The organism is Roseicyclus marinus (assembly GCF_036322625.1).
Taxonomy (GTDB): Bacteria; Pseudomonadota; Alphaproteobacteria; order Rhodobacterales; family Rhodobacteraceae; genus Roseicyclus; species Roseicyclus marinus_A.
Window position 1 is genome coordinate 1,176,723 of sequence record NZ_AP027266.1, and the last position, 21,062, is coordinate 1,197,784.

Here is a 21,062-nt window from a genome sequence, read left to right on the forward strand (position 1 = left end):
CTGTGACTGCGATCAGCAGCTGTAGTACATCTTGTACTCGATCGGGTGCGGGGTGTGCTCGAAGGCATAGACCTCGTCCCACTTGAGCGCCATGTAGGCTTCGATCTGGTCCTTGGTGAACACGTCGCCCTTGATGAGGTAGTCGTGATCGGCTTCCAGGCTTTCCAGCGCCTCGCGCAAGGATGCGCAGACGGTGGGGATGCCTGCCAGCTCCTCGGGGGGCAGATCGTACAGGTCCTTGTCCGACGGGTCGCCCGGGTGGATCTTGTTCTGGATACCGTCCAGACCCGCCATCAGCAGGGCCGCAAAGGCGAGGTAGGGGTTCGCCGACGGATCGGGGAAACGGGCCTCGACGCGCTTGGCCTTGGGGCTTTCCGTCCACGGAATACGCACGCAGCCGGACCGGTTGCGGGCCGAATAGGCGCGCAGAACGGGGGCTTCGAAGCCGGGGATCAGACGCTTGTAGCTGTTCGTCGACGGGTTGGTGAAGGCGTTCAGCGACTTGGCATGCTTCAGGATGCCGCCGATGAAATAGAGCGCCTCGTCCGACAGGTCGGCGTATTTGTCGCCTGCGAACAGCGGCTTGCCGTCCTTCCAGATCGACATGTTCACGTGCATGCCGGTGCCGTTGTCGCCCGCCATGGGCTTGGGCATGAAGGTCACCGACTTGCCATAGGCATGGGCGACGTTGTGGATGACGTACTTGTACTTCTGCAGCTCGTCGGCCTGCTTGGTCAGCGTGCTGAAGATCAGGCCCAGCTCGTGCTGGTTCGATGCCACCTCGTGGTGGTGCTTGTCGACCTTCATGCCCATCCGCTTCATCGTGGACAGCATCTCGGACCGCAGGTCCTGGCCGGGGTCGATCGGGTTGACCGGGAAATAGCCGCCCTTGATGCCGGGACGGTGGCCGGTGTTGCCCATCTCGTATTCGGTGTCGGTGTTCCACGCGCCGTCGACGGCGTCGACCTCGAAGGACACCTTGTTCATCGTCACGGCGTAGCGCACGTCGTCAAAGACGAAGAATTCGGCTTCCGGGCCGCAATAGAACGCGTCGCCGATGCCGGTGGACTTCAGATAGGCCTCGGCCAACAGCGCCGTGCCGCGCGGATCGCGGTTATAGGCTTCGCCGGTGTCGGGCTCGACCACGTTGCAATGCACGCAGATGGTCTTTTCGGCGTAGAACGGATCGACATAGGCGCTCGACGTGTCGAGCATCAGCTTCATGTCGGAGGCTTCGATGCCCTTCCAGCCTGCGATCGACGAGCCGTCGAACATGAAGCCTTCGTCGATGAAATCCTCGTCGACCAGATCGGCGACGACCGTCACGTGCTGCAGCTTGCCGCGCGGATCGGTGAAGCGGATATCGACGTATTCCGCCCCTTCGTCCTTCATGAGTTTCAGGAATGCTTCTTTGCTCATCGTGACCTTCCCTTGACGTAGTGGTCTGTGTCTGGCCCGTGCGGAATGGCGCGGACCTGTTTCTCTGGGTCAGCGCGCGCTCACAGCGCGTCGTCGCCCGATTCCCCTGTGCGGATGCGGATCGCCTGCGCGATATCCGAGACAAAGATCTTGCCGTCGCCGATCTTGTCGGTCTTGGCCGCATCGATGATCGCCTCGATGGCGGCATCCAGCATATCGTCGGACAACACCACCTCGATCTTCACCTTGGGCAGGAAGTCGACGACATATTCCGCACCGCGATAAAGTTCCGTGTGGCCCTTCTGACGGCCAAAGCCCTTGACCTCGGTCACGCTCAGACCCTGGATGCCGATGTCCTGGAGAGCTTCCTTCACCTCGTCGAGCTTGAAGGGTTTGATGATCGCTTCGATCTTTTTCATTGGTCTCTCCGCCTCCTCGACAGTGCACGCGGACCCCTGACAGCACTTTCACGGGGGGGCGTCCATGCGCTAGCGTTCCGGGATCGGGATGGAGCAGCGGGATTCCACCTGCGCAGCAAAAATATTGGGCATGACGCATAAGAAATGAGCAGTTTGAAAACCACCCCTCCCGACCTGCTTCTGACCGCCGCCCAGATGCGCGCGGCCGAACAGGCGGTGATCGCCAGCGGTCGCGCGACCGGGCGCGCGCTGATGGAAACCGCCGGTCGCCGGGTGGTCGAAACGCTTCTTGCGCACTGGCCCGATCTTGCCCGGGCGCCCAACCGCGCCATCGTGCTCTGCGGTCCGGGCAACAATGGCGGCGACGGTTTCGTCATCGCTCGCCTGCTCGCCCGCTGGCATTGGGATGTGGAGCTGTTTTTCCTCGGCGATCCGGCCCGCCTGCCGCCCGATGCCGCTGCCAACCACGCGCTCTGGTCCGATCTCGGCGCGGTCAAACCCCTGCCGATGACCGCGCCACCCGATCTGCGCGGCGGCACGGGCGTGATCATCGACGCGCTTTTCGGCACGGGTCTCACACGCGGTCTCGGCCCGGACCTGGCACAAGACGTGCTGGCCCCCCTCGATCAGGCCGATTTCGCCCATTGGCGCCGGGTCGCGGTCGATATCCCCTCGGGGCTTTGTGCTGATTCCGGCCGGGTGCTGGCCGCCGCCGATGGCAGCGCCACCGCCTTTCGCGCCGATCTGACCGTGACCTTCCACGCCGCCAAGCGCGGGCATGTGCTGGGCGCGGGCCCCGATCTGTGCGGCGCGCTCGCCGTGGCCGACATCGGCCTCGGGGCAGGGGCAGGGGCCTCCGACACGCCCGATCCCCTCCGCCTCGTCGGCCCGCCCGCACCCGGCGCGATCCTCAAGCCGCCGGGGCACAAATACGATCACGGCCATGCGCTGGTGTTTTCAGGCGGGCAGGGGCAGAGCGGGGCCGCACGACTGGCCGCGCGCGCAGCACTTCGGATCGGGGCAGGGCTCGTGACCCTCGCCGCCCCGCCCGAGGCCATGGCCGAATGCGCGGCCCAGCTCACCGCGATCATGCTGCGCGACATCCCCGACGCGGCCGCCTGTGCCGAATTGCTGGCGGACAGACGCCTGAACGCGCTCTGCCTCGGGCCGGGGCTCGGCCTCGACCGGGCCCGCGCCCTCGTGCCGGTGGCCCTTGCCGCACCCCGCGCCCTCGTGCTCGATGCCGATGCGCTGACAGCCTTTGCCGATGATCCCCCGGCGCTTTTCGCCCGCCTGCATCCGGGCGTGATCCTGACGCCCCATGATGGCGAATTCGCGCGGCTCTTTCCCGATCTGGCGGCGCACCTCGCCGATAGGCCCACCCATGGCCCCGCCTTTGGCCGGGTCGAGGCCGCGCTTGCCGCCGCCGCGCGGGCGGGCTGCACCCTGCTTCTCAAGGGGCGCGATACGATCATCGCCGATCACACGGGCCGCTGCGCCGTCCATGCCGCCACCGGGGACCGCGCCGCGCCCTGGCTTGCGACGGCGGGGGCGGGCGATGTGCTGGCCGGCTTCATCACCGGGCTTCTGGCGCGCGGGCTCGACCCGTTTCAGGCCGCCGCCGCCGCCGCATGGCTCCACGTGGAAACCGCGCGCCACTTCGGCCCCGGCCTCATCGCCGAGGATTTGCCCGAAACCCTGCCCGCGATCCTGCGCAAGCTTGTCGAATAAAGCCGCCCTCAGGCGGGAATGGTCAGCGCATCCGCCGATGCCAGCTCCAGCCCATCGGCATAGAACACTTCCGGCCTGCCGAACCGCAGGGCAAAGCCCGTGACATCCTCGTCCAGCACCGACAGGCGGATGAACTCGCCATCGACCAATTGCCCTGCCGGGATGCAGACCTGCGCCTGGCCATAGAGCGCATTGGCCCGCCAATCGCGGATCACCAGCCGCTGCGCCGCAGGCAGCCAAAGATCGCGCTCGGGCCGTCCGCCCAGGGCGTTCTTGGCGATCTGCACGATGGCCGTGCCCGCAGCCAGCGTCACGCGATCCAGCGCCTCCAGCGCGCGCGCGCCGTGACGCGTCACCACCCTGTCGCCGGGATAGAGATGCTCGACCGGCAGCGCACCGTCGAGGGTCAGCACAGGCGTTCCGGGCGCGATCGCCATGGGCGCACCTGCACCCACGCCATCCGCCCGCAGCCCCGCTGCGAGAGAGATTATGTCTGTCATGTCGAAACCTGCTCGGTCACGGACGCTTTTCGCGCCCTTTGTTATGGGAAAAAGGTAACCCGGACCTTTCCATGCGCACAACGAAAATCAGGCCCTGGCCGCATCACCGCCCGAACTGTTGCCCGAATACCTATGGCCCCGTGCCGGACCGGTGCCTGTCGGGCCGCGATGACCCGCCCTGCGGGCGATTTTCACCCTCGCGCCGCTCTGCCGCCTCTGCTAGATCGCTCCCCGTTGCGGGTGTGGCGGAACTGGTAGACGCACCAGATTTAGGTTCTGGCGCCGCAAGGCGTGGGGGTTCGAGTCCCTTCACCCGCACCATGCCCCCGATCCTCCGGGGCAGGGCGCGCCCTAGTCGCGCCGCAGCCGCCGGTTCACGACGCTGAAATCGCACACATCCGTCGCGCGCGACTGCAGCAGCATCTCCACGCGCTCGATATCGCCCTGGATCAGCACCTGCGTCAGGAACAGCCGGTAACGGTCCATCGCATCCTCCGCCGCTTGCCCCGCCGCGACGGTCTGCGCATGCGCGGTCTCCAGCTCGGAGATCAGCGCCGCTGCACAGGCCGCTTCCTCGTGGCGGCAGCCCGCCAGCACAAGCGCGCAAGCCAACAAGGCCGTGCCAGGCCCAAGGTTCAAAAATCGTTTTGTCAAATGTCGAAATATCGTTTGAGTAAGAAAGGCCCGCCGCGATCCGTCCATGGCTTGCGCCGGCCAGCACAGCGGCGGGCCGCATCGCCCATGCCACCCCCCGCGCCGTTGCTCAAGACCTGTTGCGCCGCGAAACCCGCATTCTGCCTGCCATCTGCGGCTGTCTTGCCGCATCACCGCGGCACAGGCCGGATTTTCCCGTTGAACTCGGCCATGCCCCGTCCGATCAAGGGGCCAAACCGGCATGCGGGGTCACAAGCCCCGCACCCACCCATTCCTTTCACGGAGCTTGCGATGACGATAACCCTTCTGGACGGCGGCATAGGACAGGAAATGGTGGCCCGCGCGGGCGACAAGCCCACGCCGCTCTGGTCCACCCGCGCCATGATGGATCACCCCGGCCTCCTGCAGGGGGTCCATGCCGATTACTTCGCCGCCGGGGCCGATATCGCGACCACCAACAGCTATGCGATCCACCGCGACAGGCTTGCGCCCGACGGGCTCGAACATCTCTTCGCCCCCCTCCACGCCGCAGCCCTGGCCGAGGCGCAGGCCGCCCGCGCCGCCCATGGCAGGGGCCGGATCGCAGGCTCCATCGGTCCCCTTGGCGCCACCTACCGCCCCGACATGCACCCCGATCTCGCGACCTCCGTGCCGCTCTATGCCGAAATGGTGGGGATCTTGTCGGACGGGGTGGACCTGATCCTCTTTGAAAGCGTGGCCTCGCTTCTGCATGCCGATGCGGCCCTCACCGCGGCAGAGGGGCAGGGCAGGCCGGTCTGGCTGTCCGTGACGCTCGATGACGAGGACGGCACGAAACTCCGCTCGGGCGAGGATGTCGCGGGCCTTTTGCCGCTGCTGTCGGGGCGCGCCTCGGCGGTGCTGGCCAATTGCTCCGCCCCCGAGGCGATGCCCGCAGCCCTCGCCATCTTTGCCCGCGGCGACTTGCCCTTCGGGGCCTATGCCAATGGCTTCACCCAGATCACCAAGGCGTTTCTCGCCTCCCGCCCCACCTCCGACACCCTGACCGCGCGGCGCGACATGGGCCCGGCCGCCTATGCCGATCACGCGATGCGCTGGATCGACCAGGGCGCCACGATCATCGGCGGCTGCTGCGAAACCGGCCCCGCCCATATCGCCGAAATCGACGCCCGCCTGCGCGCGGCGGGCCTGCGCGCCTGACCCAAACCCGGTCCCGAACGCGAAAGGGCGGCCCGACAGGCCGCCCTTTCTTCTTGTCATGACCGCGTCGGACAAGCGTCAGAAGATGAAATCGCCATTGTCCAGATCGGCGATATCCACCCCCGCCAACAGGATCGAATTCCCCGATCCCGTGTCGATCAGCACACCCGTCGACACGGTCGTGACCCGGCCATCGGCAAGCAAGGCGTCGTAATTGGCAAAGCCGTCCAGATCGGTGACACCCGACAGATCGATCCGCTCGAAACGGTTCCTCGCATCGAAATCCTCGATCGTGTCCGCGCCATTGCCATCGGCAAAGACAAAGACATCCCAGTTGGCCCCGCCGAACAGCCGGTCGTCACCCGTACCGCCCTCCAGCGTGTCGAACCCGGCTTGGCCATAAAGCAGGTCATCGCCTTCGCCCCCGAGCACAAGGTCGCGCCCGATACCGGCCAAGAGCCGGTCATCGCCCGCACCGCCATCCATCCTGTCATTGCCATCCCCGCCGAACAGGCGGTCGCGGCCATCATCGCCCAGCAAGCTGTCATCGCCGTCGCCGCCGTCGAGCAGGTCGTTGCCATCGCCCCCGATCAGCCTGTCATTGCCGATCTCGCCATAGAGCCAGTCGGCATGAGCTCCGCCATCAAGGCTGTCGTCGCCCTCGCCGCCCTCCAGCAGGTCAAAGCCCGCCCCGCCCATCAGGCTGTCATCGCCCGCATCGCCCTCTAGCGTGTCGTTGCCGCTGCCACCGTCCAGCGTGTCCTGGCCGATCCCGCCCTCCAGCGCATCGTTCTGGAAGCCACCATCGAGGCTGTCATCGCCAGCCCCGCCGACAAGGCTGTCGTCCTGCAACCCGCCAAGAAGCGTGTCGTTGCCCTCGTCGCCCTCCAGCATGTCACTGCCCGCGTCGCCGACCAACAGGTCGTCACCGTCCCCGCCGATCAGGCTGTCATCATCCAGACCGGCGAAAAGCCAGTCATCGCCCGCACCGCCGTCCAGCGTGTCATTGCCGTCCCCGCCTGTCAGACGGTCGTGGCCCTCGTCTCCCGACAGGCTGTCGTCGTCCTCGCCGCCGTCCAGCAGGTCGTTGCCATCGCCGCCGATCAGCGTGTCATTGCCGATCTCGCCATAGAGCCGGTCGGCATGGGCACCACCATCAAGGCTGTCGTGGCCGTCGCCGCCCTCGAGCAGGTCAAAGCCCGCCCCGCCCATCAGGCTGTCATCGCCCGCATCGCCCCGCAGCGTGTCGTTGCCGCTGCCGCCATCCAGCGTGTCCTGTCCGGTCCCGCCCTCAAGTTCATCGTCCTGGAAGCTACCATCGAGGCTGTCATCGCCAGCCCCGCCATAGAGGCTGTCCTCCTCGAAACCGCCCAGAAGCGTGTCGTTGCCCTCGTCGCCCTCCAGCGTGTCGTTGCCCGCGTCACCGACCAACAGGTCGTCACCGTCCCCGCCGGTCAGGCTATCCTCGTCCCAACCGCCGACGACCCAGTCATTGCCTGTGCCACCCTCCAACGTATCATTGCCGTCGTCGCCGAACATGCGATCGTTGCCATCGTCGCCCATCAGGATGTCGTCGCCGTCGCCGCCGTCGAGCAGGTCGTTGCCATCGCCCCCGGCCAGTGTGTCACTGCCGTTATCGCCGTAAAGCAAATCCGCCAGCGCCCCACCGTCGAGGCTGTCGTTCCCTTCGCCGCCATCGAGCAGGTCAAAGCCTGCGTTCCCGATCAGCGTGTCATTGCCCTCCTCGCCAAAGAGCATGTCATTCTGTATCCCGCCATCGAGCGTGTCGTCACCTGTCCCGCCATAAAGCAGGTCATTTCCGATCCCGCCGTCGAGGCTGTCGTGATCGGCACCTCCTTCGAGGAAGTCCTCACCCGCCCCCCCGAACAGGATGTCATCGCCGTCCCCACCCGACAGGTCGTCAGCCTCCGCCCCGCCGTCGAGGCTGTCTGTGCCCGCCCCGCCAAAGAGCTGGTCTTCATCCGCCCCGCCGAACAGCGTGTCATCGCCGTCACCGCCATCAAGGCTGTCATCGCCCGCGCCCCCATCGAGGCTGTCTTGGTCAGCCCCCCCGGCAAGCGTGTCCCAACCCTCGCCGCCGATCAGCGTGTCATCGCCATCGTCGCCGTACAGGTAGTCATCGTCGCTGCCGCCATCGAGGCTGTCATCACCCGCCCCGCCATAGAGCTCGTCAAAGCCCAGCCCGCCGGAGAGACTGTCGTCATCGGCCTCGCCGTCGAGGATGTCGTCACCCGCGCCCCCGATCAGCGTGTCATTGCCATCGTTGCCAAAGATGTCGTCATCGCCCTCACCGCCATCGACGCTGTCATCGCCGGTCCCGCCATTGAGCAGGTCATCGCCCGCCCCGCCGTAAAGGCTGTCGTTATCCGCGCCGCCGAGCAGCGTGTCGATCCCGTCGCCGCCGATCAGCACGTCATCGCCCGCATCGCCATAGAGCGTGTCAAGCCCGCTGCCGCCCTCGAGGCTGTCGTGATCCTCGCCCCCCTCGAGCCTGTCCGAACCATCGCCGCCGATCAGCGTGTCATTGCCCGAATCCCCGTAGAGCGTGTCATTCTCGCTGCCGCCCTCGAGGCTGTCATCGCCTGGCCCGCCATAGAGAATATCACTGTCCGCCCCACCATCGAGGCTGTCGTGATCCTCACCACCGTCGAGCCAGTCCATGCCATCGCCGCCGATCAGCGTGTCATTCCCGGCATCGCCCAGGAGTTCGTCATCATCCTCCCCGCCATCGAGGATGTCGTCGCCCGACCCGCCGTCGAGAGTGTCGTCACCCGCGCCGCCGTCGAGACTGTCGTGACCCACGCCACCCTCGAGCGAGTCGAAATCGTCGCCCCCGATCAGCGTGTCATCGCCCTCTTCGCCATAAAGCATGTCAGACCCGCTGCCCCCATCGAGCAAGTCATCGCCGGTGCCACCATAGAGATCATCATCCCCCAGCCCGCCGTCGAGACTGTCGTCATCGGCCTCGCCTTGGATGATATCGTGACCCGCCCCGCCGATCAGCGTGTCATGGCCCTGGCCACCGTACAGGTCGTCATGGCCATCCCCGCCATCGAGGCTGTCATCACCCCCTCCGGCTTCGAGCCAATCGGCACTCTCGCCACCGGAAAGGCTGTCACTGCCCTCTCCGCCAAACAACACGTCACTGCCCAGCCCGCCGTCGAGGCTGTCGTTGCCCTCGCCACCCGTGAGCAGGTCGAGGCCATCGCCTCCGATCAGCGTGTCATTGCCCACGTCGCCGGCCAGCGTGTCGTCTCCGGCGCCGCCCGTCAGGCTGTCGTCGCCAAGGCCACCCGTCAGGCTGTCATTGCCCTCGCCGCCGATGAGATCATCCGCCCCGTCGCCGCCGTCGATCGTGTCATCGCCGCCCAGCCCGTCGATGCTGTCATTACCCGCCGTGCCGGTCAGGCTGTCGTCGCCCTCCGTCGCGGTCGGGGCCGCGGGCGGCACCTCGACCGTGCCGTCGTCGAATTCGATGACTTCCACCCCGGTCAGGATATCGACCTCGCCGGTCTCGGTATTCGTCACCGTCGCGGCACCCTCGCCGGTCTCGATGCTGTAATTCCCGCTCGCCAGCAGCCCCTCGATCCGCAAGGTATCCGAGCCCTCGCCGCCCTCGATCGTGTCGTCGCCAAGCCCACCTTCGAGGTAATCATTCCCCGCACCGCCATCGATGCTGTCATCCCCGTCGAGCCCCTCGAGGATGTTGTCGCCCTCATCCCCGATGATCGTGTCGTCAAAGCGCGATCCGATCACCCCTTCGATGCTGACCAGCGTGTCGGTGCCGCCCCAGCTGTCCCGCGCCCGGCCCGAGGCCAGCTCGACCAGCACACCGCCCGTGGACAGCAGGTCATAGACCGCGAAATCCAGCCCGCCGCGACCGTCGATACTGTCATTGCCCTCTGCACCGATGAAGAAGTTGCCGAAGTCATCGCCCAGAAGCGTGTCGTCGCGCCCCGAGCCGCCGACGCCGTTGATGTTGAGAAGCGTATCGGTGCCGCCCCAGCCATCCGTGGCGGTCTCGTCCGCCAGATCGACCAGCACCCCATTCGTCCCGGTATCCGAGAAATAGGAGACGGCATTGCCATCCTCGCTGTCGGGGCTCCGGTCCGTGATCTCGCCGCCGTCGATCAGGTCATCGCCCTGTCCGCCCTCCAGCGTATCCGCCCCGGTGCCACCCAACAGCGTGTCATTGCCCGCATCGCCGATCAGCTGGTCATCGCCCGCGCCGCCCTCGATGCTGTCATCCCCGGCATCGCCAAAGATCACGTCATCGCCGCCCAGGCCCGCCATCGTATCGGCGCCCTCGGTGCCGATGAGCGTGTCGTTGCCCTCGGTCCCGGTCGGGTCCGTCGGCGCGGGAGCCAGAACCGCCGTCTCGTCGGCGTTGAACTCGATGAACTCGACCCCGGTCAGGATCAGCGTGTCGCCACCGCCCGTGACGGTCCAGACGCCTTCCGCCACCTCGATGGTGTAATCCCCGATATTCCCGTCGATCCGGAGCGTATCCGATCCCTCGCCGCCCTCGATGGTGTCGTTCCCGCCACCGCCGATCAGCAGGTCATCGCCCGCCCCGCCATCAAGGCTGTCATCGCCCGTCCCGCCATCGAGCGTGTCATTGCCGTCGCCGCCCGCGATACTGTCATTGCCCGCGTCGCCTCGGATTGAATCGTCGCCGCCCCGCCCATCGATCAGGTCATTCCCGAGCAGGCCCACGATGGCATTGCCGCCCTCCGTGCCCCGAAGCGTGTCGTCAAAATAGGAGCCGAACACGTCTTCGATGCTGACCAGCGTGTCGGTGCCTTCGCCGCTCGCCGTGCCGGCCTCAAGGTCTACGTCAACCGCCTCCTGCGCGTAGAAATAGGAAACGACATCGTCCCCCGCGCCGCCATCGATCGAATCGTTGCCGCCAAGACCCCAGAATCTGTTGTCATCGGACGATCCGATGAGCGTGTCGTCGAATTCATCGCTGCCAAAGGCACCGTCGATGTCGACAAGCGTATCCGTGCCGCCTTGACCATCCAAGGCCGTCCCAAGCCCGAGATTGACCGATACCGCGCCCGGCGCGTTGAAATAATCGGCCAGCGATATGCCACCGGCCCCTACAAGACGGTCGTTGCCCGCGCCGCCATTCAGCCAGGTAAAGCCGGTGGTATTGCTGATGATCGTATCGTCGAAGGCACCGCCGATGATATCCTCGAAGCCCGACACCGTATCATTGCCCGCAGCCCCGGTTGCGGTGCCAGCGACAAGGTCTATCACGACGGAACCGGTCGCATCCCGGTAATCGAGGCGGTCAAACCCCGCACCGCCGATCAGGCTGTCATTTCCCGCACCGCCGATAATGCTGTCATCGCCCGCGCCGCCATCGAGCGTGTCATTGCCGACCCCGCCATTGAAGGCCTCGTCCTCGTCCGTCCCGATCCACAGGTCATCGTCGGTGGTCGAGATCAGCGTCTGGGGCCGGACCAGCGAGAAATCGATGGGCGCGCCGGGCGCAAAGGGGCCGGAGGTGATCTGCGTGAAGGTGTCGATCCTCGCCTCGAGCGCGGCCAGTTCCAGAGGGTTATCAGGAAGGGCAAAAGCCGGATCGCTGCTTTGCAGGATGAACAGGTTGTCCCGTCCGGCGGAACTGTCCGTGATCACGAGAATCGTCAGCGTGCTGCCGTCGTCTAGGGTCGCAAGGGCAAAGAACACGTCATCCGCCTCATCCTCGCCATAGGGGCGGACATAGATGGGCGGGCTTTCCGGGCCAAAGACCGCGGCAGGCACGAAATCACTGCCGGGGACAGGGGGACCATAGGTATAGGTGGAGCTCTGACCCTCGGGCAGGGTGATCGTCAGATTCGTCGGTCCGTGGAACTCCGGAACGCCATCGGTCGAAAAGGAAACCCCACGCAGCACGAATGTCGGCATCGTCTATGCTCCACACTGGAAAAATCGTTACCTTGCAAAAGGCGACCATCTAAAGATAGTCGCCATTGCCGCTTTCGATACAATAGGCGGTGGGCCCGGTCCAACGATTTTTGACCCTCGCAGGCCGTCTTCGACCGGTGATCCTGCAGCGCCTGCACCCATCCCTTGCCGGAGTGTTGACGATGCGCCGTCGCGGCAGGGATTTGGCAAGAAACGGCGCGGAAAATTAACCCATTCGCAAGCTTTCCGCCGAATTCTTTACCCTTTCGCAAGCTTTCCGGATGGGCTGATCCGGGCCTGTATGATAGAGATCATGGAACAAGAACCCGCTCTTCGATAGGCGTATCAAATGATCAACAAGCTCGAAATGTTCATCGCCGTCGCCAAGGAGGGGCATTTCGGCCGCGCCGCCGAAAGCCTCGGGATCACGCAGCCGACACTTTCCACCGGGATCAAGCAGCTCGAGGACATGCTGGGCGTCCAGCTCATCTTTCGCGGCTCGCGCTATGGCGGCCTCACGCCCGAAGGCGCGCGCGCGCTGGTCTGGGCGCGGCGGCTGGTGGCCGACAGCCGCACCTTCCGCGAGGAAATGCGCGTCAGCCGCCATGGTCTTTCGGGCCATCTGCGGCTGGCGGTCATTCCCACCGCGCTCACCTGGGCCGCGAAGCTTTCGGCGCGCTTTTCCGACCGGCATCCCAAGGTGCGTTTCACCATCCAGTCCCGCAATTCGGTCGAGATCCTCAAGATGCTCGAAAACCTCGAGATCGACGCGGGCCTGTCCTATCTCGACAATGAACCGCTGGGCCGCGTGACCACCCAACCGCTCTATACCGAGCGCTACATGCTTGTTTGCCATGCGGAAAATGCGCTCGCCCTCGAGACGCAGGTCAGCTGGGCCGATATCGCGGGCGAAAGGCTCTGCCTGCTCACCCCCGACATGCAGAACCGCCGCATCATCAACCAGTGCTTCATGGAGGCCGATGTGACCCCCGATGCGCTGGTCGAGGCGAATTCGACCGTGGTCCTGGCCGCCCATGTCGAACAGGGCGGCTGGGTCACGATCCTGCCCGCCGACATGGCGCGGTTTCTTGCCTCGGGCAAACGGCTCTCCATCGTGCCCATCGTGGGCGGGCATGTCGAACACAGCGTCGGCCTCGTCGCGCCCCACCGCGAACCCCATACCCCGGTTCTGGACGCGCTCCTGTCCGAGGCGGCGGAACTCGCCGCATCCTGAGCCGCCACATGTCGGTTTCCACGGGGCAGGAGTCGTCTTTGTTTCATTTGATTTTTCTATCAAACAACGGAACAACGATATTGAACCTTGAATGATTTCCAGCATCATGGCGCGGTCAACCTGGAGCGCGCCGTGATCGATCAGCAAAAAGCCGAAGAACTTGTTCTGATTCAAGGGCTTATAAATGACCACATCGGGCTCGAAGGCCCGCTCCTGCCGCTCCTCCACGCGATCCAGTCCGCCTTCGGCCACATCCCCGCAACCGCGCATGCCCCCATTGCCGAGGCGCTGAACATCACCCGCGCCGAGCTGCATGGCGTGATCAGTTTCTACCATGATTTCAGGGACAAACCGGCCGGAGTTCACGTGATCAAACTCTGCCGCGCAGAGGCCTGCCAAGCCATGGGCGGCGCCGCCATGTCCGACGCAATCCTCGCGAAACTGGGCCTCGATTGGCACCAAACCACCCGCGACGGACGCGTCACGATCGAGCCCGTTTATTGCCTCGGCCTGTGCGCTTGCGCGCCGGCCGCGATGGTGGATGGCAAGCTGAAAGGGCGCGTCACGGCCGCGACCATTCTGGCGGAGGTGGGCGCATGAAAGTCTATGTTCCCCGCGATGCGGCGGCCCGCGCCCTTGGGGCGGATGCGGTGGCCGATGCCTTTGCCAAGGCGGGGGTGCGGGTCATCCGCAACGGGTCGCGCGGGATGGTCTGGTTGGAGCCGCTGGTCGAGATCGAGGAGGGCGGCGCGCGCCGCGCCTATGGATCGGTCACGCCTGCCGATGTCGCGGGCATCCTGTCGGGTGAAGTGCAAAGCCTTGGCCCCGTTGAAGATATTCCGTTCTTTGCGCGGCAGACCCGGCTGACCTTTGCCCGGTGCGGGCTGATCGACCCGCTCGACCTGGCGGAATACGAGGCCCATGGCGGGCTTGCCGGTCTGCGCCGCGCGCTGGAGCTGGGGTCCGAAGGGATCCTGGCGGAAGTCAAGGACAGCGGCCTGCGCGGACGGGGCGGCGCGGGTTTTCCCACGGGGATCAAATGGGAAACGGTCGCGCGCGCCCAGGCCGACCGCAAATACATCGTGTGCAACGCCGACGAGGGCGACAGCGGCACCTTTGCCGACCGGATGCTGATGGAGGGCGACCCGTTCTCGCTGATCGAGGGGATGGTGATCGCGGGCATCGCCGTGGGGGCGACAAAGGGCTTCGTCTATATCCGCTCGGAATATCCCGATGCCATCGAGGTGATGTACCGAGTAGTCGAAATATCACGAAAAAACAAAATTTTGGGGCACGTTCTTCATTCGGAACATGAATTCGATATCGAGATCCGGGTCGGTGCGGGCGCCTATGTCTGCGGCGAGGAAACCTCGCTCCTGAACTCGCTCGAGGGCAAGCGCGGGGTGGTGCGCGCCAAGCCGCCGCTGCCTGCGCTCGAAGGGTTCATGGGGCGGCCCACGGTCGTGAACAACGTGATCTCGCTCGGCACGATCCCGGTCATCCTCGAGAAGGGCGCGGCGCATTACGCGGGCTTTGGCCTTGGGCGGTCCAAGGGGACGATGCCCATCCAGATCGCGGGCAATGTCGCGCGTGGCGGGTTGTTCGAGACGGCCTTTGGCATGCCCTTGGGCGCGTTGGTCAACGAGATCGCGGGCGGCACGGCCACGGGGCGGCCCGTCAAGGCGGTGCAGGTGGGCGGGCCGCTTGGCGCCTATTTCGCGCCGGAGAAATTCGACACGCCTTTTGCCTACGAGGAATTCGACGGGCAGGGCGGCTTGATCGGGCATGCCGGTGTCGTGGTCTTTGACGAGAGCGCCGACATGCGCGCCATGGCGCGGTTCGCCATGGAATTCTGCGCGGTGGAGAGCTGCGGGAAATGCACGCCTTGCCGCATCGGCGCGGTGCGGGGCGTGGAGACCATCGATCGGATCGCGGCGGGCGATGCATCCGCCGTGCCGCTTCTGGTCGATCTGTGCGAGACGATGAAACATGGCTCGCTCTGCGCCTTGGGCGGGTTCACGCCCTATCCGGTGATGAGTGCGCTGACGCAATTCCCCGAGGAGTTCGCGGGTCATCGGGAGGCGGCGGAATGAGCCAGAATTCCCGGTTTCGCTGCCTTCGGCATCGACCCGCGGGGGCCTTGCCCCCGCACCCCCCAGAGTTTTTCGACCAAGATGAAGCAGGGAGCATTCCGCGCATGAAGGATTTCATCATTCCCTGGGGTGACGACCGCGACATGGGCACGCCTGCGAAAGAGGGCGCGCCCATCACGCTGGAGATCGACGGGTTCGAGGTGACGGTGCCCGAGGGCACATCCGTGATGCGGGCGGCGGCGATCGCGGGCATCAAGGTGCCCAAGCTTTGCGCCAGCGACAACCTGGAGGCTTTCGGGTCGTGCCGACTGTGCGTGGTCGAGATCGAGGGGCGGCGCGGCACGCCTGCGTCTTGCACCACGCCGGTGGCACCCGGGATGGTCGTGCGGACCCAATCCGAGCAGGTCAAGAAGATCCGCAAGGGGGTGATGGAGCTTTATATCTCGGACCATCCGCTTGATTGCCTGACCTGTAGCGCCAATGGCGATTGCGAGTTGCAGGATATGGCGGGTGTCGTGGGCCTGCGCGATCAGCGCTTCGAGGCGCCCGAGGGGGGCATGCGGACCCATTTCGCGACCCGAGACACGAGCGGGCAGGCGAACCCCGAATACAGGCCCAAGGACGACAGCAACCCGTATTTCACCTATGATCCGGCGAAATGCATCGTCTGCAATCGCTGCGTCAGGGCCTGCGAAGAGGTGCAGGGGACATTTGCCCTGACGATCGAAGGCCGGGGGTTCGACAGCCGTGTGTCCGCCGGTGGGGCAGGTGACGATTTCTTGTCCTCCGATTGCGTGAGCTGCGGGGCCTGCGTGCAGGCTTGCCCGACCGCGACCCTGCAGGAAAAGAGCGTCATCGAATTGGGCACGCCGACGCGGTCGGTCATCACCACCTGCGCCTATTGCGGGGTGGGATGTTCCTTCAAGGCGGAGCTCAACGGCGACGAATTGGTGCGCATGACGCCCTACAAGCATGGCGCGGCCAATCGCGGGCATTCTTGCGTGAAGGGGCGGTTTGCCTATGGCTATGCGACCCATGCCGACCGCATCCTGAGCCCGATGATCCGCGAGACCATCGACGAGCCCTGGCGCGAGGTGAGCTGGGAGGAGGCGCTTGGGTTTGCCGCGGCCAAGATGCGGGGCATCCAGGCCAAGTATGGGCGCAAGGCGGTGGGGGTCATAACCTCGAGCCGGTGCACCAACGAAGAGACCTACCTGGTGCAGAAGCTGACGCGGGCGGTGTTCCTGAACAACAACACCGACACCTGCGCGCGCGTCTGCCATTCGCCGACGGGCTATGGCCTGGGCCAGACATTCGGCACCAGTGCGGGCACGCAGAATTTCGACAGCGTGGCCAAGGCGGATGTCGTTGTCGTGATCGGGGCGAACCCGACCGACGGGCACCCGGTTTTCGCCAGCCGTCTCAAGAAACGCCTGCGGGCGGGGGCCAAGCTGATCGTCATCGACCCGCGCCGGATCGATCTTGTGAAATCGGCCCATATCGAGGCGGCCCATCACCTGGCGCTGCGCCCCGGCACCAATGTGGCGGTCGTGACCGCGCTTGCGCATGTGATCGTGACCGAAAAGCTCTATGACGAGAGCTTCATCAGGCAGCGCTGCGATTGGGACGAGTTCGAGGAGTACGCGGAATTCATCAGCGATGTCCGCCATGCCCCCGAGATGACCGAGATGCTGACGGGCGTTCCGGCGGAGGAATTGCGCGCGGCAGCCCGGCTTTATGCGACGGGCGGCAATGGCGCGATCTACTACGGGCTGGGTGTGACCGAGCATAGCCAAGGGTCGACCACCGTGATGGGGATCGCGAACCTCGCGATGCTGACGGGCAATATCGGGCGCGAGGGCGTGGGCGTGAACCCGCTGCGCGGGCAGAACAACGTGCAAGGGTCCTGCGACATGGGATCCTTCCCGCATGAATTGCCGGGATATCGCCATGTGAAGAACGCCGATGTGCGCGCGATTTTCGAGAGCGCCTGGGGGGTCGAGATCGACGCGGAGCCGGGTCTGCGCATTCCCAACATGCTCGACGCGGCCGTATCGGGGCAGTTCAAGGGGCTCTATTGCCAGGGCGAGGATATCTTGCAATCCGATCCCGATACCCGCCATGTCGCGGCGGGGCTGGCGGCGATGGATTGTGTCATCGTCCATGACCTTTTCCTGAACGAGACGGCGAATTACGCCCATGTCTTCTTGCCCGGCTCGACCTTTCTGGAAAAGGACGGAACCTTTACCAATGCCGAGCGGCGCATCAACCGCGTGCGCAAGGTCATGGCACCGCGCAACGGTTATGCGGATTGGGAAATCACCCAGATGCTGGCCAATGCGATCCTGAAAGCCGAGGGGCGCCCGCTGTGGCATTACACCCATCCGGCCCAGATCATGGAGGAAATCGCGGCCACGACCCCCGGTTTTGCCAATGTCGATTACGCCATGCTGGAGGAAAAGGGCTCTGTGCAATGGCCCTGCAACGATGCCGCGCCCGAAGGTTCGCCCATCATGCATGTCGATGGCTTCGTGCGGGGCAAGGGGCGTTTCATCGTCACCGAATATGTCGCGACCGAAGAGCGGACCGGCCCGCGGTTCCCGCTCCTGCTCACCACCGGGCGCATCCTGAGCCAGTACAACGTGGGGGCCCAGACGCGGCGGACGCCGAACACGGTCTGGCACACGGAGGATGTGCTTGAAATCCATCCCCATGATGCCGAGGTGCGCGGCGTGAAGGAGGGGGATTGGGTCAAGCTGGCGTCCCGTTCGGGCGAAACGGCGATGCGGGCGCATCTGACGGATCGGGTCAGCCCCGGTGTGGTTTACACGACCTTTCACCATCCCACGACACAGGCCAATGTGATCACCACCGATTATTCCGACTGGGCCACGAATTGCCCGGAATACAAGGTGACGGCGGTTCAGGTGGGGCTGTCGAACGGACCGACCGAGTGGCAGGAAAGCTACGAGGAACAGGCGCGGCTGTCGCGCCGGATCCTGCCGGCGGCCGAATGAAGGCGAGCCGGTCCATATCCGCCCGGGCGCTTGGCCCCGAAGGCGCGCGCGACATCACGCGGTCCCTGCCCGAGGAGGTGCCGGTTGCAATCACCTGCAATGGCACGACGCAGGCCGTGATGATGACGAGCCCCGCCGATCTGGAGGATTTCGCGATCGGCTTTGCCATGACCGAAGGCTTTGCGCGGCTTGACCAGATCGAGCGGGTCGAGGTGATGGAACTGGCGCAGGGGATCGAGGCGCGGCTCTGGATCGCCGAAGAGGCGGCAAATGCCCTGGGCGCGCGGCGGCGTGCGATGATGGGGCCGGTCGGCTGCGGGCTTTGCGGTATCGACAGTCTGGAGCAGGCCCTGCGCGATCTTCCGCCCGTCACGGGGCGGCTTGCGCTGTCCCTGTCCGAGGCCGCGGGGGCGGGGGATGCGCTCAGGGCGCATCAACCGCTGCATGATTTGACCCATGCCGTTCATGCGGCTGGATTTTTCATTCCCGGTCAGGGTATCGTCATGGTCCGGGAGGATGTCGGGCGGCACAATGCGCTCGACAAGCTGATCGGCGCGGCGCTGCGGGCAGAGATCGACCCTGCCTGCGGCGCCGTGGTCATCACCAGCCGCGTCTCGGTCGAGATGGTGCAGAAGACCGTGATGTTCGGCAGCCCGATCCTGATCGCCGTATCGGCCCCCACCGCGCAGGCGCTGCGCAGCGCGGAGGCGGCTGGCCTGAGCGTTGCGGCCTTCGGGCGCGAGGGGCGCTTGCAGGTTTTCACCCATCCCCATCGCATCCAGGAGGATCGTTCCCATGTCGCATGACAAGCTGATCCGCATGGCCAACCAGATCGCCACCTTCTTTCACAGCCAGCCCGGCGTCGATCAGGTGGAAAAGGTCGCGGCCCATCTCAAGGATTACTGGGCGCCCGAGATGCGCGCGGAGCTCAAGGCGCAGGCAGCTGACCATGAACAGGAGATGGACGTGCTTGTGCGCCGGGCGCTGCCCATGATCTGAAATTTGCAGGGTATCGGGGCTGGGGCTTGTGGCGATGCCCCGTCCTCCGCTACGACTGGCGCAGGTCGTTTCACTATGCGGCCCAAGGTTTCAACATGTGGAACAAGCCATGTCCGACACCCGCGCCAATCGCCGCTACCGCAGCCAGGAATGGTTCGACAATCCCAACAACCCGGGCATGACCGCGCTGTATCTGGAGCGCTACCAGAACCAGGCCTTTACCCAAGCCGAATTGCAGGCGGAAAAGCCCATCATCGGCATCGCCCAGACGGGCAGCGATCTTGTGCCCTGCAACAAGATCCACGTGTTCCTGATGGACCGGATCAAGGCGGGTATCCGCGATGCGGGCGGCATTCCGATGGAATTCCCGGTGCATCCGATCCAGGAAACCGGCAAACGGCCCACGGCGGCGCTGGATAGAAACTTGCAATATCTGAGCCTTGTCGAGGTTTTGCACGGCTATCCCATTGACGGGGTGGTGCTGACCACGGGTTGCGACAAGACCACGCCGGCGATGCTGATGGGGGCGGCGACGGTCGATCTGCCCGCCATCGCGCTGAACGGCGGGCCGATGCTGGATGGCTGGTGGCAGGGCAAGCGCGCGGGATCGGGGACGATCATCTGGGAAAGCCGCCGCCTGCTGGCCGAGGGCAAGATCGATTACGAGGAATTCATGGCGCGCGCCTGCGCCTCGTCGCCGTCGCTGGGGCATTGCAACACGATGGGCACGGCCAGCACGATGAACGCGCTGGCCGAAGCCTTGGGCATGACGCTGCCGGGTGCCGCGGCGATCCCCGCGCCGTTCCGCGAGCGGATGGAGATGGCCTATCTGACGGGGCGGCGGATCGTGGAGATGGTGGAGGCGGATCTGAAGCCCTCCGACATCCTGACAAGGGATGCTTTTCTCAATGCAATCAAGGTGAACACGGCCATCGGCGGGTCGACGAACGCGCCGCCGCATCTGGCCGCGATCGCGCGTCATGCGGGCGTGGAGCTGGATGTGCGCGATTGGCAGGATCACGGATTGGATTTGCCCTTGCTCGTCAACATGCAGCCTGCGGGCGCGTATCTGGGCGAGAGTTTCTTTCGCGCGGGCGGTGTTCCGGCGGTGATGGGGGAATTGCTGGCGGCGGGGCATCTGGAGGGCGGCGTCATGACGGCGAGCGGCAAGCCGCTGGCGGAGGCGCTGGGTCCTGCGCGGAGCCTTGATCACGACGTCATTCGCCCGTGCGATCAACCACTTAGGGAAAAGGCGGGCTTTGCGGTTCTGAGCGGGAACCTGTTTGACAGCGCGTTGATGAAGACGAGTGTCATCTCGGCCGATTTCCGGGACCGTTTCCTGAAGGACGGGGTGTTCGAAGGGCGGGCCGTCGTCTTCGAGGGGCCGGAAGATTATCACCAAAGGATTAACGATCCGGGGTTAGGTATTAACGAAACCTCAATTTTGTTCATCCGAAACGTAGGCTGTGTCGGCTATCCCGGTTCGGCGGAGGTGGTGAACATGCAGCCGCCAGATCACCTGATCCGGGCGGGCATCCGGCATCTGCCGACGGTGGGCGACGGGCGGCAATCGGGGACATCGGAAAGCCCCTCGATCCTGAACGCCTCGCCCGAGGCGGTGGTGGGGGGCGGTCTTGCGCTGATCAAGACGGGCGACCCGGTGCGGCTGGACCTGAACACGGGGCGGATGGATGCGATGGTCGCCCCCGAGGACTGGGAGGCGCGGCGCGCGGGCTGGACGCCCCCCGAGATCGTCAACCAGACGCCCTGGCAGGAAATCTACCGGACCCATGTCGGGCAATTGGCGCAAGGTGGATGCCTTGAACTGGCCACGGCGTATCAGCGGATCGCAAAGGACCTGCCGCGCGACAATCACTGAC

Annotated in this window: 14 protein-coding genes and 1 tRNA gene; 10 read left to right on the forward strand and 5 right to left on the reverse strand. The window is 65.2% G+C overall.

Translation table 11 applies throughout. From position 1 onward, the window contains the following. Positions 1-12: 12 nt before the first annotated feature. The gene (gene glnA / locus AABA51_RS05620) at positions 13-1,419 is read right to left on the reverse strand and encodes a type I glutamate--ammonia ligase (RefSeq protein WP_338275257.1); all 1,407 of its coding nucleotides are present in this window, start codon (positions 1,417-1,419) and stop codon (positions 13-15) included. An 80-nt stretch (positions 1,420-1,499) separates the two neighbouring features. Further along, a complete protein-coding gene (locus AABA51_RS05625; protein WP_338275259.1) occupies positions 1,500-1,838 on the reverse strand; it encodes a P-II family nitrogen regulator in 339 nt (112 codons plus the stop codon). A gap of 195 nt (positions 1,839-2,033) precedes the next feature. On the opposite strand from AABA51_RS05625, the gene AABA51_RS05630 reads away from it, so the two are divergent. Further along, positions 2,034-3,569 carry an NAD(P)H-hydrate dehydratase gene (locus tag AABA51_RS05630; protein ID WP_338276451.1) on the forward strand — a complete coding sequence of 512 codons (1,536 nt, stop codon included), beginning with the start codon at positions 2,034-2,036 and terminating at the stop codon, positions 3,567-3,569. 8 nt (positions 3,570-3,577) lie between these two features. Here the strand turns inward: AABA51_RS05630 and AABA51_RS05635 are convergent, their stop codons facing one another. Next, on the reverse strand, positions 3,578-4,069 hold the full coding sequence (locus tag AABA51_RS05635; protein WP_338275260.1) for a Hint domain-containing protein: 492 nt from the start codon (positions 4,067-4,069) through the stop codon (positions 3,578-3,580). Between the two features lie 236 nt (positions 4,070-4,305). Between AABA51_RS05635 and AABA51_RS05640 the strand changes: the two genes are divergently transcribed. Then, a tRNA-Leu gene (locus AABA51_RS05640) sits at positions 4,306-4,390 on the forward strand. Positions 4,391-4,420: 30 nt separating this feature from the next. Here the strand turns inward: AABA51_RS05640 and AABA51_RS05645 are convergent. Continuing rightward, the gene (locus AABA51_RS05645; protein WP_338275263.1) at positions 4,421-4,684 is read right to left on the reverse strand and encodes a hypothetical protein; all 264 of its coding nucleotides are present in this window, start codon (positions 4,682-4,684) and stop codon (positions 4,421-4,423) included. 330 nt (positions 4,685-5,014) lie between these two features. On the opposite strand from AABA51_RS05645, the gene AABA51_RS05650 reads away from it, so the two are divergent. Further along, positions 5,015-5,902: a homocysteine S-methyltransferase family protein gene (locus AABA51_RS05650; RefSeq protein ID WP_338275266.1), complete on the forward strand. Its 888-nt coding sequence runs from the start codon at positions 5,015-5,017 to the stop codon at positions 5,900-5,902. A 78-nt stretch (positions 5,903-5,980) separates the two neighbouring features. On the opposite strand, the gene AABA51_RS05655 is transcribed toward AABA51_RS05650, so the two are convergent. Next, positions 5,981-11,839 carry a calcium-binding protein gene (locus tag AABA51_RS05655; RefSeq protein WP_338275268.1) on the reverse strand — a complete coding sequence of 1,953 codons (5,859 nt, stop codon included), beginning with the start codon at positions 11,837-11,839 and terminating at the stop codon, positions 5,981-5,983. A 349-nt stretch (positions 11,840-12,188) separates the two neighbouring features. Here AABA51_RS05655 and AABA51_RS05660 point away from each other — a divergent pair, with 349 nt between their 5' ends. The 7 genes from AABA51_RS05660 to AABA51_RS05690 all read left to right on the forward strand — a co-directional run bounded on the left by AABA51_RS05660 (position 12,189) and on the right by AABA51_RS05690 (position 21,061). After that, positions 12,189-13,073, forward strand: a complete 885-nt coding sequence (locus AABA51_RS05660) for a LysR family transcriptional regulator (RefSeq protein ID WP_338275271.1) — start codon at positions 12,189-12,191, stop codon at positions 13,071-13,073. Between the two features lie 135 nt (positions 13,074-13,208). Beyond that, positions 13,209-13,673 (forward strand): formate dehydrogenase subunit gamma, encoded by a 465-nt coding sequence (locus AABA51_RS05665; RefSeq protein ID WP_338276453.1) that lies wholly within the window; start codon positions 13,209-13,211, stop codon positions 13,671-13,673. Further along, positions 13,670-15,166: an NADH-ubiquinone oxidoreductase-F iron-sulfur binding region domain-containing protein gene (locus AABA51_RS05670; protein WP_338275274.1), complete on the forward strand. Its 1,497-nt coding sequence runs from the start codon at positions 13,670-13,672 to the stop codon at positions 15,164-15,166. The genes AABA51_RS05665 and AABA51_RS05670 overlap by 4 nt, the downstream gene beginning before the upstream one ends. Before the next feature lie 104 nt (positions 15,167-15,270). Next, the gene (gene fdhF / locus AABA51_RS05675; RefSeq protein WP_338275276.1) at positions 15,271-18,183 is read left to right on the forward strand and encodes a formate dehydrogenase subunit alpha; all 2,913 of its coding nucleotides are present in this window, start codon (positions 15,271-15,273) and stop codon (positions 18,181-18,183) included. Next, positions 18,180-18,989: a formate dehydrogenase accessory sulfurtransferase FdhD gene (fdhD, locus tag AABA51_RS05680; protein ID WP_338275278.1), complete on the forward strand. Its 810-nt coding sequence runs from the start codon at positions 18,180-18,182 to the stop codon at positions 18,987-18,989. The genes fdhF and fdhD overlap by 4 nt, the downstream gene beginning before the upstream one ends. Next, entirely contained in the window at positions 18,979-19,182 is a 204-nt protein-coding gene (locus tag AABA51_RS05685; RefSeq protein WP_338275280.1) for a formate dehydrogenase subunit delta, read from the forward strand. The genes fdhD and AABA51_RS05685 overlap by 11 nt, the downstream gene beginning before the upstream one ends. A gap of 109 nt (positions 19,183-19,291) precedes the next feature. Further along, positions 19,292-21,061, forward strand: a complete 1,770-nt coding sequence (locus AABA51_RS05690; protein WP_338275282.1) for an IlvD/Edd family dehydratase — start codon at positions 19,292-19,294, stop codon at positions 21,059-21,061. The last annotated feature ends 1 nt before the right edge of the window (position 21,062 follow it).